The sequence below is a fragment of the Paenibacillus sp. 453mf genome (genome assembly GCF_900116105.1).
GTDB classification, from domain to species: Bacteria; Bacillota; Bacilli; order Paenibacillales; family Paenibacillaceae; genus Paenibacillus; species Paenibacillus provencensis.
Map to the genome: position 1 here is coordinate 1,550,392 of NZ_FPAC01000001.1, position 15,590 is coordinate 1,565,981.

14 protein-coding genes are annotated in these 15,590 nt (G+C 45.1%); 9 read left to right on the forward strand and 5 right to left on the reverse strand.

The genetic code is table 11. The features are described from left to right. Window position 1 precedes the first annotated feature (1 nt). Window positions 2-1,249: an MFS transporter gene (locus BM415_RS07355; RefSeq protein WP_091156252.1), complete on the reverse strand. Its 1,248-nt coding sequence runs from the start codon at window positions 1,247-1,249 to the stop codon at window positions 2-4. 114 nt (window positions 1,250-1,363) lie between these two features. Between BM415_RS07355 and BM415_RS07360 the strand changes: the two genes are divergently transcribed. From BM415_RS07360 to BM415_RS07380, 5 genes are all read left to right on the forward strand, one after another. Beyond that, window positions 1,364-1,804 (forward strand): hypothetical protein, encoded by a 441-nt coding sequence (locus tag BM415_RS07360; RefSeq protein ID WP_091156254.1) that lies wholly within the window; start codon window positions 1,364-1,366, stop codon window positions 1,802-1,804. 165 nt (window positions 1,805-1,969) lie between these two features. After that, the gene (locus BM415_RS07365; protein WP_091156256.1) at window positions 1,970-2,368 is read left to right on the forward strand and encodes a DUF2512 family protein; all 399 of its coding nucleotides are present in this window, start codon (window positions 1,970-1,972) and stop codon (window positions 2,366-2,368) included. A 42-nt stretch (window positions 2,369-2,410) separates the two neighbouring features. Next, entirely contained in the window at window positions 2,411-4,078 is a 1,668-nt protein-coding gene (locus tag BM415_RS07370) for a ribonuclease J (protein WP_091156259.1), read from the forward strand. Between the two features lie 164 nt (window positions 4,079-4,242). Beyond that, window positions 4,243-5,223 carry a Gfo/Idh/MocA family protein gene (locus tag BM415_RS07375; protein WP_091156261.1) on the forward strand — a complete coding sequence of 327 codons (981 nt, stop codon included), beginning with the start codon at window positions 4,243-4,245 and terminating at the stop codon, window positions 5,221-5,223. Window positions 5,224-5,248: 25 nt separating this feature from the next. Continuing rightward, window positions 5,249-5,554, forward strand: a complete 306-nt coding sequence (locus BM415_RS07380; RefSeq protein WP_091156263.1) for a Dabb family protein — start codon at window positions 5,249-5,251, stop codon at window positions 5,552-5,554. 30 nt (window positions 5,555-5,584) lie between these two features. Here BM415_RS07380 and BM415_RS07385 read toward each other — a convergent pair whose 3' ends face one another. Then, window positions 5,585-5,872: a hypothetical protein gene (locus tag BM415_RS07385; protein ID WP_091156266.1), complete on the reverse strand. Its 288-nt coding sequence runs from the start codon at window positions 5,870-5,872 to the stop codon at window positions 5,585-5,587. A 108-nt stretch (window positions 5,873-5,980) separates the two neighbouring features. Here BM415_RS07385 and BM415_RS07390 point away from each other — a divergent pair, with 108 nt between their 5' ends. After that, window positions 5,981-6,955, forward strand: a complete 975-nt coding sequence (locus tag BM415_RS07390) for an aldo/keto reductase family protein (protein WP_091156268.1) — start codon at window positions 5,981-5,983, stop codon at window positions 6,953-6,955. Between the two features lie 25 nt (window positions 6,956-6,980). On the opposite strand, the gene BM415_RS07395 is transcribed toward BM415_RS07390, so the two are convergent. Further along, window positions 6,981-8,150 (reverse strand): S8 family peptidase, encoded by a 1,170-nt coding sequence (locus BM415_RS07395; RefSeq protein WP_091156270.1) that lies wholly within the window; start codon window positions 8,148-8,150, stop codon window positions 6,981-6,983. 121 nt (window positions 8,151-8,271) lie between these two features. Here BM415_RS07395 and BM415_RS07400 point away from each other — a divergent pair, with 121 nt between their 5' ends. Beyond that, complete coding sequence (locus tag BM415_RS07400) at window positions 8,272-9,153, forward strand: NAD-dependent epimerase/dehydratase family protein (RefSeq protein ID WP_091156273.1); 882 nt, start codon at window positions 8,272-8,274, stop codon at window positions 9,151-9,153. A gap of 86 nt (window positions 9,154-9,239) precedes the next feature. Here the strand turns inward: BM415_RS07400 and BM415_RS07405 are convergent, their stop codons facing one another. Together BM415_RS07405 and BM415_RS25015 are read right to left on the reverse strand one after the other, a co-directional pair. After that, on the reverse strand, window positions 9,240-11,363 hold the full coding sequence (locus BM415_RS07405; RefSeq protein ID WP_091156276.1) for a serine hydrolase domain-containing protein: 2,124 nt from the start codon (window positions 11,361-11,363) through the stop codon (window positions 9,240-9,242). Between the two features lie 144 nt (window positions 11,364-11,507). Continuing rightward, window positions 11,508-11,681, reverse strand: coding sequence for a hypothetical protein (locus BM415_RS25015; RefSeq protein ID WP_170862390.1), 174 nt, complete (start codon window positions 11,679-11,681; stop codon window positions 11,508-11,510). 327 nt (window positions 11,682-12,008) lie between these two features. Between BM415_RS25015 and BM415_RS07410 the strand changes: the two genes are divergently transcribed. Further along, a complete protein-coding gene (locus tag BM415_RS07410) occupies window positions 12,009-13,754 on the forward strand; it encodes an ABC transporter ATP-binding protein (RefSeq protein WP_091156278.1) in 1,746 nt (581 codons plus the stop codon). After that, complete coding sequence (locus BM415_RS07415) at window positions 13,751-15,523, forward strand: ABC transporter ATP-binding protein (RefSeq protein WP_091156281.1); 1,773 nt, start codon at window positions 13,751-13,753, stop codon at window positions 15,521-15,523. Before BM415_RS07410 ends, BM415_RS07415 begins: the two co-directional genes overlap by 4 nt. Window positions 15,524-15,590: the final 67 nt, after the last annotated feature.

Below are 15,590 nucleotides of genomic sequence, written 5' to 3' on the forward strand. Positions count from 1 at the left end.
ATTATTGCGTATCTTCATTCACTACGGGTTTACCGGCTTCAACCAGCACTTTATTTCCGACGAGGGTAAATGCCAGCGCCAGCAGCAATACACCAGTTCCCAACAGCAGCCATTCAATAGCCACCACATCGGCAACAGGGCCAAATATGAGCATTCCAAGCGGCATCATCGAAGTGGATATCATCGTCAGGACACCAAACACTCTGCCGAGATAGTCAGGCTCCACTTTTTCCTGAAGCAGGACAGTGAATGGGGTATTAAAGAAAGGCATTGCGAGGCCGAACAAGCTCATGAAGGCTAAGTAAATGGCGAATACCGGGACTACGCCAAGAGCGACTGTACAAGCTCCCATGATCAAGCCTGCCATCGTCATGGTGTGGATCTTGTTTTTGAATCCGCCCCAGGTTGCAAGCAATATTCCCCCGATCATCATTCCAATAGCAAAAGTAATTTCAATGGCGGTTAATCTCCATACATCACTGCCAAAGGTTCTTGTGACTTGCAAGGGTGTCAGGAATGCAGCAGGTGCGGCAAGAACATTAAATAATGCGACATAGACGAAAAATTTCTTCAGGAATGTGTGACCACTTATATATTTGAGGCCTTTTTTCAAATCATCAAAATAGCTGGTGTTCTGATCCTGCATCGCCTTGGTATGGGCAGGAATACGAAGGAAGAATAGCAGAGTAAGAATAGCAATCAGTGCCGTAACGACGTCGATAAAGAAAATAGCTTCAATGCTTGCCTTCGTAAGCAATGCTGCGCTCGCCATAGGAGATACGATCATGATAAAGGCTTGTATGCTTCCGTTGATTCCATTAACTCTGGTTAATTGATCCTCTGGCACAAATTGCGGAAGAATGGCTCCTACAGCCGGCATCTGAATCCCTGTTCCGATCGCTCGAATCGCAGACATTGCGAACAGCAGCCAAATGGCATCATAACCGAGCAGGAACAGCACAGCAAGTACCAGTGTTGATATGGCGATCAAGGAGTCTGCAAGGATAATCAAGAGCTTCCGGTTGAACCGGTCTGCCCATACCCCGGCAAATGGGGATAGGAAGAAGGCAGGAACAAATCCGCAAATAATGGAAATAGTCATCATAATGCCTGATTGGGTCTCCAACGTGATATACCACATGACGGCATACTGGACCAAGGAGGAACCGAATAGAGATATCGTTTGGCTGGTTAGAAATAGGACGGTGTTCTTTTTCCAGGCATTAGCAGCTCCATTCTTACTTATCATGTGTGCAACATCCTTTTATTTTATTTTGGTTTGCTCGACTAATAGCCAAACTGTGTCGTGAGTAAGTATACCTGAGTGTACTGAAAGGGCTGAGGCGCAAAGGAGGGAACAAAATTGAAGAAGATGCTGTTATTAATGATCATAAGTGCAGTGATCTTGTTTACAACCGTCTATGTAATTACATCATTAAGTCTTGATCGTTATCCTCCCAAACCAAGCATCCAAGCTGGCGAGAAGAAAGTCCCATACTTACAAAGTACCTATTGCTGGAATGAATGTGCTGATTATATGGCACCGCCTGATATGGTGAAGCATCAGCAGCTAGAGCCGGTCATTGTCTCACCAGAAGCAGAAATCTCAATCGAGTTTACACCCAAACCTTGGGAAGGTTCGATGGGAGTTACAAAGTGGACGGATGATCTTCAATCCGAAAATGTCCCATTGGATTATAACATAGTGACTGCACCGGGCATAGCAGGTATTTATATTTATAGTGTTTATGCTTCCTGGGATAAAGGAAGTTCCAGTTATGTGTTCGCAATCAAAGTCGAATAATATGAAATAATATGTATCATTTTTTGGATGTAAATTGTAACTTGCGGATAATATAACATCTAGAATCAATTTCATAACTCATTAATAAGGCGGATTCGAAGCTATATAGACAAATTAAATCATTTTGATCTATATATACTCTTGATTTAAGCAGCTAAAGGCATTATGAAATTGATTCAGAAAGGAGCGATTCATATCAAAAAAGAAATGGCGAAATTTCTGGCATACAGTGTGCTGGTAACAGGACTGCTGATGTGGCTCTCCGATGCTTCCTTCATCACTTCCTGGTTTGCCGCTTTGCTGATTGCGGCCATTGGCTTTTTGTTCGGCGACATCGTCGTATTTCGCAAGACCAATAACTTGATCGCGACCGTAGCCGATTTTATTTTTGTATTTGCCTCTCTTTGGATCTTCAAGGAGCTTATGTTCTGGAATACATCGTTAACCGACATTCTGATTATTTCTTTAGTGATGGCTGCATTCGAATATGTCTTCCATATATGGGTAGATCATGACAATCGCGAGCTGAGGAAGAAGCAGACCTACGGAACCAAAGAGTCCTAATCATCATTCTACAGCACGAAAAGGAGGTACTTAGTATTGAGTATGGAAGCTAGTCGATTGTTGATCGCAGCTCTTGGCGGCGTCAATGAAATTGGTAAAAATATGTACTTCATTCAATATGACCATGATCTGGTGCTTATAGATTGTGGCTCCAAGTTTCCGGACGAAAGTCTGCCGGGGATTGACCTTATTGTGCCCGACTTCTCATACCTGCTAGATCATCAAGAGGACATTAAAGCGCTGGTGGTCACGCACGGGCATGAAGATCACATAGGCGGCATACCTTATTTGCTGAAGCAGTTAAATATACCGGTGTACGGAACCGCACTAACCATCGGATTAATCAAAATAAAGCTGAAGGAGCACGGATTGTTAGACGAGTCCCAGCTGCATGTCATTGATGAGAATTCGGTAGTGGATGCAGGCTCCATTCAAGCCACTTTTTTTCCAACCATTCACAGTATTCCGGATTGTCTGGGCATCGTATTCGACACTCCTGAAGGCACGGTCGTCCATACAGGCGATTTTAAATTTGACATGTCGCCTGTAAACGGACCATACCCGGACCTTCACCGGATGGCAGAGATCGGCAAGAAGGGCGTTAAGGTCTTAATATCGGAGAGTACCAATGCGGAACGTGCAGGCTTCACTCCCTCGGAACGTATTGTCGGCAGCCATATCCTTGATGCTTTTTCCAGTGCCAAGCAGCAGGTGTTCATCTCCACTTTTGCCTCTAATGTGAACAGAGTTCAGCAGATTATTGATGCTGCGATTGAAACGAATCGCAAACTGGCTCTGCTCGGACGCAGCATGGTTAATGTAGTGGAAGTAGCCAATGATCTAGGTTATTTGCGAATTCCTGAAGGCCTGCTGATTGATGCGAGAGATTCCGAGAAATATCCGCCAGAACAGATCGCCGTTCTATGTACGGGAAGTCAAGGTGAGCCTATGGCGGCATTGTCCCGGCTCGCAAGCTCACAGCATCCGCATATTGAGATATTGCCAGGGGATACGGTAATTATCGCTGCCGGAGCGATACCTGGTAACGAACGTAACCTATCGAATGTAGTTGACAATCTGTATGGTATTGGCGCTAAAGTGTTATATGGCTCGGGCAGTGCTTCAGGTATGCACGTCTCGGGTCATGGAAGCCAGGATGAGTTGAAATTAATGCTTACGCTCATGAAGCCTGAATACTTATTTCCCGTACATGGTGAATTTCGAATGTTGTACAAGCACCGCTTGCTTGCCGAGTCTGTAGGTGTGCCTAGCGAGAATGTGTTCATCGTTCGCAATGGGGAAACCATACAAATTATGAATGGCGCGGTCTCCATGGGACCTAAAGTACATGCTGGAAACAATCTCGTGGATGGATTAGGGGTTGGGGATGTCGGAAACATTGTACTTAGGGATCGGAGACATTTGGCATCTGATGGTATGCTGATCATTGTTACCACACTAAGCAAAACAGAGAGAAAAATGATGGTTTCTCCCGAAGTTATCTCACGAGGATTCATATTCGTCAAACAAAATGAAGAGCTCATGGAGCAAATTCATCAAGTGATCTTAGACTCCATGGACAGTCTGTCCGAATCAGAAGTAAGTCAGTGGAACCTGATCAAGCAAATCTTGAAGGATGACGTTGGCCGATTCATATATAGCCAAACCAAAAGAAGACCGATGATACTTCCAATCATTATAGAAGTGTAGTTCAAATGGAAATGAAGGGACACATAAGTTATGTGTTCCTTTTTTTGTCATCCATTATCGCAATCTTCAGGGAAGTCCTTTATAATGGTCACAGAAGTGAAAGCCACAGCCTTTATTTTTTTGAAAACGGTGACAATTTGTTATCAAGGGAGAGGGTACATTCAATGTCGAAAACGATTAAGTGGGGAATATTAGGGACGGGATGGATTGCATCACAGTTTACGAAGGACCTTGCCTATGCAAGCAATGGAGAGGCATATGCCGTCGGTTCAAGACATGCGGAGAGTGCGCAGAAATTCGCCGCTGAGTATCGGATTAAGAAAGCTCACGCAAGCTATGAGAGCTTGGTAAACGATCCTGAGGTCGATGCCATCTATGTGGCTACACCGCATCCTTTTCATAAGGAGAATGTGCTTCTATGTCTAAGAGCGGGAAAAGCTGTATTATGCGAAAAGCCTTTTACCGTGAATGCCGGTGAAGTAGAAGAGCTGGTATCCTACGCAAGAGAGAATAAACTCTTCCTCATGGAAGGAATGTGGACGAGATTCCTTCCAGCAATTTGTAAAGTGAGAGAGTGGCTAGATGAAGGGAAGATTGGAGAAATCAAGCTGGTGAAGGCCGATTTTGGATTCCGTGCAGATTACGATCCAGAAGGCAGGCTCTTAAATCCTACACTTGGAGGCGGCGCATTATTAGATGCAGGGATCTACCCGGTATCCTTTGCGTCCATGATCTTCGGGGCTAAGCCTGAACACGTGTGGAGTACAGCACATATTGGTGATACGGGCGTCGATGAAGAATTTTCACTGTTGTTCTCCTACGGTGCCGGCAGAACAGCTCAGCTGAACGGGGCCGTACGACTCGGCCTAACCAATGAAGCTTACATTTATGGTACCGATGGATATATCCGAATCCCGTCTTTCTTAAATGCGTATACAGCAGAGCTCCATGTCGAAGGCAATGTAACAACCTTCGAGGATGATCGTGAAAGTATAGGTTACGCATTTGAAGCCGAGGAGCTTGGAAAATGCTTGATTGAAGGACGTACAGAGAGCTCGGTTATCCCACTTGATGAGTCTGTATCCATCATGAAGCTGCTTGATCAGATTCGAGGTCAGTGGGGACTCCGTTATCCATTTGAATAATAATCCAACTCAAGGAGTGATTAGGATGGAACAACAGCAAATTATACATTCCGTGGTATTTTCACTGAAACACGATTGTGGCTCTGTGGAAGAATCCGCATTTCTTCAGGAAGGTAAATCTGCACTGAGTAATATTCCTACCGTGAACAACTTTCAAGTGTTTCGCGAGATTAGTCCGAAGAATACATATGACTTTGGTTTTTCCATGGTATTCAACAGTCGGGAAGATTATGAGGCATATAATGCTCATCCGAAGCATGTGGAATTTGTAACTGAGCGCTGGGAGAAGGAAGTTGTTCAATTTATGGAGATTGACTACAGCGCAGTTTGAGATGAATCTGCTCATTGACAATGCAGTAGTCTATGTTTGCATCAACGAGAAGAGCGGCTCGTTCCCGAAGAACACCTGACCAAGGCTTCCGGCTGGGGCCAAATGGTAGGATCTATCACCAATAAACTGAGATGTATTGAACTCTCGAATGTTGCACTTCTCTTCATGACTGCTGGCGTTCTGATCGTAGCGAATGCATTGATCACAAGGCGTCTGAAGTAAAATAGTACCATAGATTAATACAAAACCGCGCATGTCACGATTCTGTGGCTTGCGCGGTTTTGTTGTTAAGTGATAGGAGAATAAAAAGGGAAACATCAAATTTCCCCATTGCCCTTTATTCCGAATTTCCTATATATTGAAAGTGTCATTTAACTTTAACTCTATTAGAAAATATGATCTTATGCAGAGAGGAAGCGAGAGTCCATGAAATATAGAAGAGTAGGAGCAAGCGGAATCAAGGTTAGTGAGATTGGTCTTGGCAGCTGGTTAACCTATGGTACAGCGGCGGAACAGCAGGCGGCAGATGCCTGTATTGATAAGGCTTTTGAGTGCGGGATCAACTTTTTCGATACGGCTAATGCGTACAACCGCGGAGAGGGAGAGAAAGCGCTGGGAACAGCTCTAAGATCCTATAAACGCTCTGACTATGTGCTGAGTACGAAAGTGTACTTCCCAATGGGAGACGGACCAAATGATAAAGGATTATCCAGAAAAGCAATCATGGAGCAATGTGAGGCCAGCTTGAAGAGACTGGGAACAGACTATATCGACATCTATTTTTGTCATCGGTATGATCATGAAACGCCAACAGAAGAGACCCTTCGAGCACTGGATGATCTCACTGCACAAGGTAAAATTCTGTACGCTGCCATCAGTGAGTGGACTCCAGTTCAAATCACAGAAGCTGCAGCAATATCGAAACAGCTGAATCTCCGCCCTATCATTGCGAATCAACCTATATATAATATGTTCGAACGATACATAGAGGACGAGGTGCTGAATGTATCCGAGCAAGCAGGAATTGGACAGATCGTCTTCTCTCCGCTTGCTCAAGGTATTCTTACAGGTAAGTACAAGCCCGGAGCTAATCCACCCGCAGGTACACGAGCAGCCGACAATTCCGTGAATGGCGTGATTCGCAGCTACCTTCGTGACGATGTGCTTGAAGTGGTGCACCAGCTGGATGGATTAGCTAATGAGCTTGGACTCAAGCTATCACAGCTTGCACTTGCTTGGACACTTCGTCTGCCGGGAATCAGTTCTGCATTGATTGGTGCCACCAGACCCGAGCAGATTGTAGAGAATGCCCAATCCGTGGATATCGAACTGGATTCTATAACTCTTGCGAGAATAGACCAACTATTAGATCAAGTCAAAGATTTTAAACCAATGAGATAGCCTCCGAGTGAACTTAGAAATTTATTTAAGATACAGGCTGCTGCACGGCGCGTAATGCATTAATGCGGCCATGCGCCCAGAAGGTGCCGGTACCTGCAATCGGATCACAGGTAAATACGATACAATCTCTAACGTTGGTATTGGATCTGCCCTGAGCTGCAAGCAGAGCTGCAAGTCCTGAAACGAGAGGTGTAGCCATAGAAGTACCGCTTAAATAGGCAAAGCTGCTGCCGAGATAAGTGGACAATATTTGGTCACCAGGCGCAGCTACATCGACCCATGCACCATAATTGGAAAAAGCCGACTTCACATCGGACGCATTCGTTGATGCCACCGCGACGACGCCAGGGAGATAGGCCGGATACATCGGCGTTGTCGTATTATCGTTACCGGCTGCTGCAATAACAACAGCTCCACGATCCCAGGCATATTGCACAGCAGCTTGAAGAAACGAATCATTGGCCGGCGATCCCAGACTGAGGTTCACGACATGTGCCCCATTGTTCGCTGCATACACAATGCCATTAGCGACACTGGATAATAATCCATTGCCACTGTTATCCAAGGAGCGGATGGGAATGATGGAGGCCAGCGGAGCCATACCGGCAATACCGACTCCATTGTTTGTTGAAGCGGCAGCGATGCCGGCGACATGCGTTCCGTGCCCATTCCCATCGCTGGTATTAGGATCCCAATCGACATAGTCATATCCAGGAAGTAATTTCCCGGCGAGCTCAGGATGGTCAGGCTGAACGCCAGTATCTACGATCGCTATTCTTATGGCAGGAGAGCTCTGGCTGATGTCCCAAGCAGCAGGAGCCAGTACCTTCTGCGGAGCATATTGATAACCTGGGAAGAAGGGATCATTCGGAGTATATAGGGCTTTGTACACATGATTGGGTTCAGCTGATTCAATCAGTTTATGCTTACTATATGTTTTGAGCATTTTACGCATTTTTCGTTTAGATGCAATTCGATAGAATCCCAGATCCTCGTAGTAATCTATAACCGTACATTTTGTTTTTTTGTACAGAGCGTTCATCTCATCCTGTGATGTGCCCTCAACAAACTTGATAATCAGCTCATTTGGCGCATGAGGATGGAATTTGCTGTCCGCCCGTTTATCCAGATATCGAAACGTGATGGTTGAGAGCACAATCACAGCGGCTGCTAATAATTCAAATCCTAGCCACATAATCATTCCTCCTCTATGAAATCAGTGATAGACTTGGAATATCATATGTGTTTATAGTGCTAAGGCTTGGACTTCACGGTAACTTGATATTTTAATCGTGTTAGGGATGGAGGACATAATTATGAAGAAGATCTTGATACTTGGCGGAACGCGATTTTTTGGAAAAAGACTTGTGGAATATCTGCTGCACGAGGGGAAATCAGAAATTACGGTAGCAACACGAGGAAATACGCCTCTTCCCTTTGGAGAAGAAGTGAGACATCTCATCGTTGATCGCGAGGTCGAAGAGCAGCTACGATTAGCCGCCGGAAGAGAAGCGTGGGATCTCGTATACGATAATATTTGTTACTCTCCAGATGCAGCCAAGGATGCGGTGAAGGTGTTTGATGGCAGAACGAATAAGTATATTTTTACATCCAGCTTATCCGTCTACGACGCAGGAGTTAAGGATGCTTTTGAGGAAGCGGATTTTGATCCTTCGACTTATACGATTCAGCAGGGCAGACACGACCGCTTTACATATCAGGAGGGCAAAAGGCAGGCCGAAGCTGTATTTATCCAGCAAGCTTCTTTTCCAGTCGTGTGTGTACGGTTTCCCATTGTACTCGGAACCGATGATTACACGAAACGTCTGCATTTCCATGTGGATCGCATTAGAGAAGACCGGCCAATTGGCCTGCCTAATCTGAATGCCCGAATGGGCTTTATACAATCAGAGGAAGCCGCACGCTTTCTGGCTTGGGCAGGAGAATCCAGCATTACCGGTCCTGTAAACGCGGCATCCAATCATACCATTTCTCTTGGAGAATTAATAAAGCTGATTGAAACGAAGGCAGGCAAGAAGGCTCTGCTAACGAAAGAGGCCGGTGAGGATGCTGCTTCTCCATTCGGAGTGGATGCCTCCTGGTATATGAACACGAATAAAGCGGCCGAAGCCGGGTTTGAATTTGAAGATTTGAATGAGTGGCTTCCTAAGCTGGTGGATCAGCTTGTCCTTGATTAATTCCGAATATTGAGTATAGGACGCTAATAAAAAGAACACTTCTGGTGCATATTGCAACCAGAAGTGTTCTTTCTTAACTATTTGATTTATTCGTCACCTGAAGACGCTTCTGCCTGAGCTTGCTCTGAAGCCAAGGCTGCCGCGATCTGATCTGTCGGCTGTGTTAACAATTTATAAATAAGAGCTGCATTTTCTTGTACATTCATCGGTTTCATGGACTGATAGTCGACAGAACCATCAGGATTAACTTCTACTTCCGGTCCATAAATACCAAGCCCGATCATCATCTTGACCGCAGGAGCTGCCCATTCGCTTGTGTTGCCAGACAGCTCAACCTCTGTAAAAAGTTCATCTGGATACTGTGCTTTATAGATTCTCCACAGCATCACAGCTGCTTCCTGGCGTTTAATGGCTTGATTTGGTTTAAATTGCTGTGCTTCACTCAGCATCCCAATTTCCAGAGCAGTTTGGATATAGCCAGCGGAAGGATGCTGTGACCAATCCGTTCCTTCTGCAGGTGTCGTTTTACTAGCTGGGATGTTGCTGACCTTCAAGATCTCCTCAACAAATTCAGCCCGTGTAACGATATGCTTCGGGTTAACAGACGTACTTGCGTCATTCGGATAATAGCCTAATGACTGAAGAGCGTATAAGGATTCAGCATAGGGACTGCTAGGACTTACATCTCTGAAACCAACAGGTGTTACCCCTTTGCGTTCATAACCCATTGGATTAAGGTAGGGCTCTTTCAAATATATGCTGCCAACCGTATGCTCTTTAAAAGCGGTAAACTGGCCGCTTATCTCATCGACAAACAGATGTTCCTCTACTTGGGTAAGAGTACGTGGTCCAAGAAAAGCATCCTCGATCGTCATCTTGCCTGCTTGCTCCTCCGTACCTGAGACGGAGCTGACGATTGTGCTTAGACGCAGATCGGCATACAAACCGGTATAACGCTGAAGCTCATCCGCGGATTGAGGCTCATAATCGTCAAATTCGGCTGCCTTGGCATATTGAGGGAAAAATTCATTGATAAAAGCAGGATAGAACAGGTTCCGAAGTGCGCCCGTCTGATTATAGGTAAGGAAGACACCAGTATTTTGCTCAGGAATCAGGAAGAGATAAGAACTGAATCCCATCAGATCTCCAGCCTTCGTAATAATCTTCGAACTGCTTCCCGCTCCAGGGAGCTGCATTGCAGCTTCAAATCCATAGGTTGTGTCCGGTAGAAGTGGATGGATCGCCGAACGATAAATCTCCATACTATTTACAGTCGATTCCGAAAGAATTCGGTTATCATCAGTTGTCCCGCCGTTTAGGAAGGCAATCATAAATTGGCTGATATCTTCAGCTGTCGTTAACATTCCCCCATGAGGCATTGGATTCGGAGATATCGCGTATACGTCTATTGGATTTTTCACTGCATCGTAACCGGTTGCAAGTTGTTCTTTGAACTTGTCTGTAAGCAGGAAGCTGCTATTCTCCATACCTAGCGGTTTAAAGATGTGTTCTTGCATATAATCCTCGTACTCTTGACCGCTCACCTCTTGAACGACAAGCCCCAATAAAAGTGAGGCGAAATTATCATACATATAAGAGCTCCCCGGTTCGCGAACAACAGGAGGCATATGCTCTTGAACATAATCCTCAATGGATATGTATTTATCAAAATCCGTATGAATATCTTCCTGCTGAGGATCCCGGATCTCAAATCCTGTCGTATGTGTCAGCAAATGCTCAATAGTCACCGGTTTGTCATAAGGGTTATCGAATTCGAGGTCCGTTACATATTGCTCAAAATCAGCTTTCAAGTCGAGCTTTCCTTGTTCAACCAGCTGCATCGCTGCCACAGCATTAAATGTCTTGGATACAGAGGCTACACGAAAAGCGGTTTCTTCCGGATCTACCTTCGTTTGTGCTGCAAGGTCAGAATATCCGTAGCCTTCTTGTGCAACGACTTTGCCGTCTTTAACAATAACAATGGAAGCTCCAACATATTGTGCCATTGCCTCAGGTGAATTAAAGAACTCATCCAGGAACACGGATGCTGTTTCCGAATTCAGCACCTTAACCTGCTGAGCTTGCTCTGCTGCAGCCGTTTGCTCTACAGCCAGAGCAGGCGGGGCAACAGACCCTAGTACAAGCACTGAAGCGAGAAATACGCTGGACAGTGATTTTACATGCTTGTGCAGGGTGAACTTGAATACCATGAAATCACTCCTTATTTCAATTTTTGATCATCTGGAAATATAAGGAATCCTACTCATTATAACAGAGCCATGTTAGAAGAAGGGGAGAATTATTTGAATATTGTTGGGTGCGGGATAAATAAAAAAAGGATAAACGCAATGGTGCTAACGTTCATCCTTTGTCAGATATACAGAACCGCATAACAGAATCATAGTGAAGAAGAACAGAAACATAATAAAGATAAGCAAGAGCGCAGGCCGATTCATATGCATCACAATCATCGGACCCATCAGTCCAGTCATCATCCCACTTGTTATACCGGTAATTATTGTTTGCATGTCGATCAGCCTTCCGAAAATAAATCCTGCCAGCATGGGAATTTGATTCGTTTTATACTATATTACGTACATTTCAAAATATGAGACCCGTTGCGGTTACCTTCACTGAAGTTGGGTTCTGTTCTGAATCTTTCTCATATTTCACATACACTCTTGATTAAAGCAGCTTAAGGAATTATGAAATGAATTCAGATTGGGATTATAATTATTTTTTACCTAGGAATGGATGTTCCTTTCATGTAGACTTATAAATGATTTAACGGCAAATGACCTTGGGTCAAATGAAAATAAGAGATACATATTTGTGTGTAGATGGGGGTGGGCACTGTGCCCAAGAAAGAGAAATTATCTATGTCATGGCTGCTGAGGTACCTCAAGCCAGTCAAAGGACGACTGCTCTTGCTGCTTGTAATGCTGCTGACATCAACCGGTTTGCAGCTAGTGAATCCGCAAATTGTGCAGCGGTTTATTGACATAGCAGCAGGAGGGGGAATGCTCACAGCTCTATTTCAGCTGGCAGGCATATACCTAGTTGTAGCTGTCGTAAATCAGCTTATCACCGTAGCCGTCAGCTATTTCGGTAATGATGTATCCTGGCGTGCAACCAATCAGCTGCGCGGTGATCTTTTGAAGCACTGCCTCCGGCTTGATATGAAGTTTCATAATGTGAGAACACCAGGTGAGATGATTGAGCGGGTAGATGGAGATGTTACAGCCATTTCCAATTTTTTTGCTATGTTTATCGTCCAGGTAGTCGGCAGCTTCGTATTACTCGCTGGAATCTTGGGATTCATGTTCACGATTAACGTGCCTATCGCACTGGTCATGACGGCATTTACGTTGTTATCGATCTTATTCATGGTCATTATCCGCAATCTTGGTGTCCGATCCTCCAAGGATGAGAGGGAAGTCAGCGCTTCTCTATTCGGTTTGATTGAAGAGCGGATTGCCGGAATCGAAGATGTTCAGGCTAATGGTCACGTTCCTTATGTCATGAATCGATTTCATCGGCTGATGCGCTCCGTGTTTCTTAAGGGAAGAAGAGCCTGGATGCTTCGGGTCATACCTTGGAATACAACGGTCATTCTGTTTGCACTAGCGGTGACTGCGGTCCTGCTCATCGGAGTGCATTATTACATGTCCGGAGCAATTACACTCGGTACACTGTACCTCATCTATCAATATACTCAGATGCTGAACGAACCTATTGAAATCTTGGGAGATCAAATTCAAGAATTTCAAAAAGCAAAATCTGGTATGCTGCGTTCAAGAGAACTGTTGTCCTTACGTAGTGAAATTATAGAAGGCGTTGAAGCTGAGCTTCCGGAAGGACCTTTGGGTCTGGAATTTGAGCATGTTCACTTCAGCTATAACGAAGACAAACCGATACTTTCCGACATTCATTTCGAATTGAAGCCGGGAGAACTGTTAGGGATTATCGGCCGGACTGGGAGCGGTAAATCCAGCCTCAGCCGAACACTGCTAAGGTTATACAATATTAACAGCGGCGTTATACGCGTAGGTGGTGTAGATATTACCAAGCTGTCTCTGCCTGCGCTGTATAGACGGGTAGGGATGGTTACACAGGATGTACAGCTGTTTGATGGAACACTTCGTGAGAACTTGACGCTGTTTAATCATGAAATCACGGACGATGAAATATTGCATAAAACGGAGCAATTAGGTCTAAGCAGATGGATTGAAGCTCAGCCTAACGGACTCGATACGCATCTCAATACGGGAGGTACATCTTTATCCGCAGGTGAGGCTCAATTGTTTGCATTAACCCGGGTATTCCTTACTAAACCAAGCTTAGTAATCCTTGATGAACCATCTTCGAGGCTGGATGCGGCAACAGAGACCATGCTTCAGTCCGCAGTAGATCAGATGATGAAGGAATGTACCGGAATTATGATTGCTCACCGGCTTGCTACACTGAGTCAAGTGGACAAAATTATGGTGCTGGGGGATGGCAGGATACTGGAGTTTGGAGAACGGGATGAACTCGCGAGAAATCCAGCCTCCCATTATGCAAGACTGCTCGTTACAGGCAGAGAGGAGGAACTGGCATGACAGTAGCGGGCTTTATCAGTAAGCTTTTTCGATTCAAGCCATTCTTGTTTATAATCAATGGCCTCTTATGGTGCATGTTCCATTCGCTTCCGCTTATTATCGGTCTTGCCATGCAGTGGTTCTTCGACCGGGCAGCTGCTGCGAATACGAACGATTATTTGTGGCTTGCCGTACCGCTGCTTCTTATGGTTGCTGTAAGAATCACGAGAGTAGGAACAATGCTCATCGCCTTCTATGAATGGGTAACTTATATTTTTCATATCCAAGCCATTCTGCGAACGAATATGCTGGCGGGAATTATGCGATGGCCAGGGCGGAATCTGCCTGCTTCCCCTGGGGAAGCGATGAGTCGTTTTCGTGATGATGTGAATGAGGTTGTAGAATATGTGGAATCCTGGGTTGATTTCTGGGGAATGTTCGTATTTGCTGTCGTTTCGGTTTCTATCATGGCAAGCATCAATTGGAAGATTACATTAGTTGCTGTACTGCCGTTAATCATCGTCACACTGCTGAACAATCTCTCTGGCAATCGAGCACGCAGATACGGCCAGCAGAATCAGGAAGCGACCGGACGAATTACAAGCTTTATTGCCGAAACCTTCGGGGCCGTTCAAGCATTGAAGCTGGGTCAGGCAGAAGATCATGTGCATGCACGATTTATGAAGCTGAACGAAGACCGCCGGCAGGCAGCGCTTAAGGATAACTTATTTAAGCAATGGATGAGATCCTTGAATCAGCACATTTTAAGTATTTGCACAGGATTCATCCTTCTGATGTGCGCAGCCGAGATGAGAAATGGCAATTTTACGGTTGGAGATTTCGCGCTATTTACAACCTATCTAACAAACATTGGATTTAGTATCTCGTTGTTCGGTTATATGGTGTTCCAGCACAAGCGCCTTAAGGTGTCCTATGATCGAATGCGTATGTTGTTCCGCCCAGGTGAAGAGGACCGGATTATGGATCATCGTGAAATATATCTGTATGAGGATCCTCCCGAAATACCCGTAATAAGCAAGGATCGAACGGAGAAGCTGCGAGAGGTCACGATCCGTAATCTCAGCTATCAATATCCGAATTCAAATAATGGAATCAAGGATGTAAATCTGCAGTTGAAGCGAGGTCAATTCCTTGTCATTACAGGTCGGATCGGTTCAGGTAAATCCACCTTGGTTCGAGCTATGCTCGGATTGCTTTCTAAGCAAGAAGGATCGATTCGCTGGAATGGAGCAGAGATCGATCCGGCTCAGTTCTTAACACCGCCAAGAGCGGCCTATACACCGCAAGTGCCGCGCTTGTTCAGCGATACCTTGAAGGAAAATATCGTTCAGGGAAAACGTACAAGTGTGGAAGCCTCGCTCGAGCGTGCAATGAATCTGGCTGTAATGAATAAAGATGTAGGTGATCTGGAGAAGGGACTCGACACACTTGTTGGACCAAGAGGCGTGATGTTGTCCGGCGGTCAAATTCAGCGGGCAGCCACAGCGCGCATGCTGATGACAGACTCAGATCTGTATATATTTGATGATCTCTCCAGCGCATTGGACGTTGAAACCGAGCAGCAGGTGTGGGATGGACTGTTTAAGGAAGAGGATGTGACCTGCATCGCCGTCTCTCACCGAAGAGCAGCCTTGTCTAAGGCGGATCATATTATCGTGATGAAGGATGGACGAATTGAAGCTGAAGGCAGCCTTAATGAACTGTTAGAGAGCTGTGAAGAAATGCAGCTGTTATGGCAGGGAGAACATACACCTGTAAAAGTATCATAGATAAAATCATTTCATATTTCCTACGAGTTATAAATTTGATTCGCTATGATGTGCAAAAACACCTTTG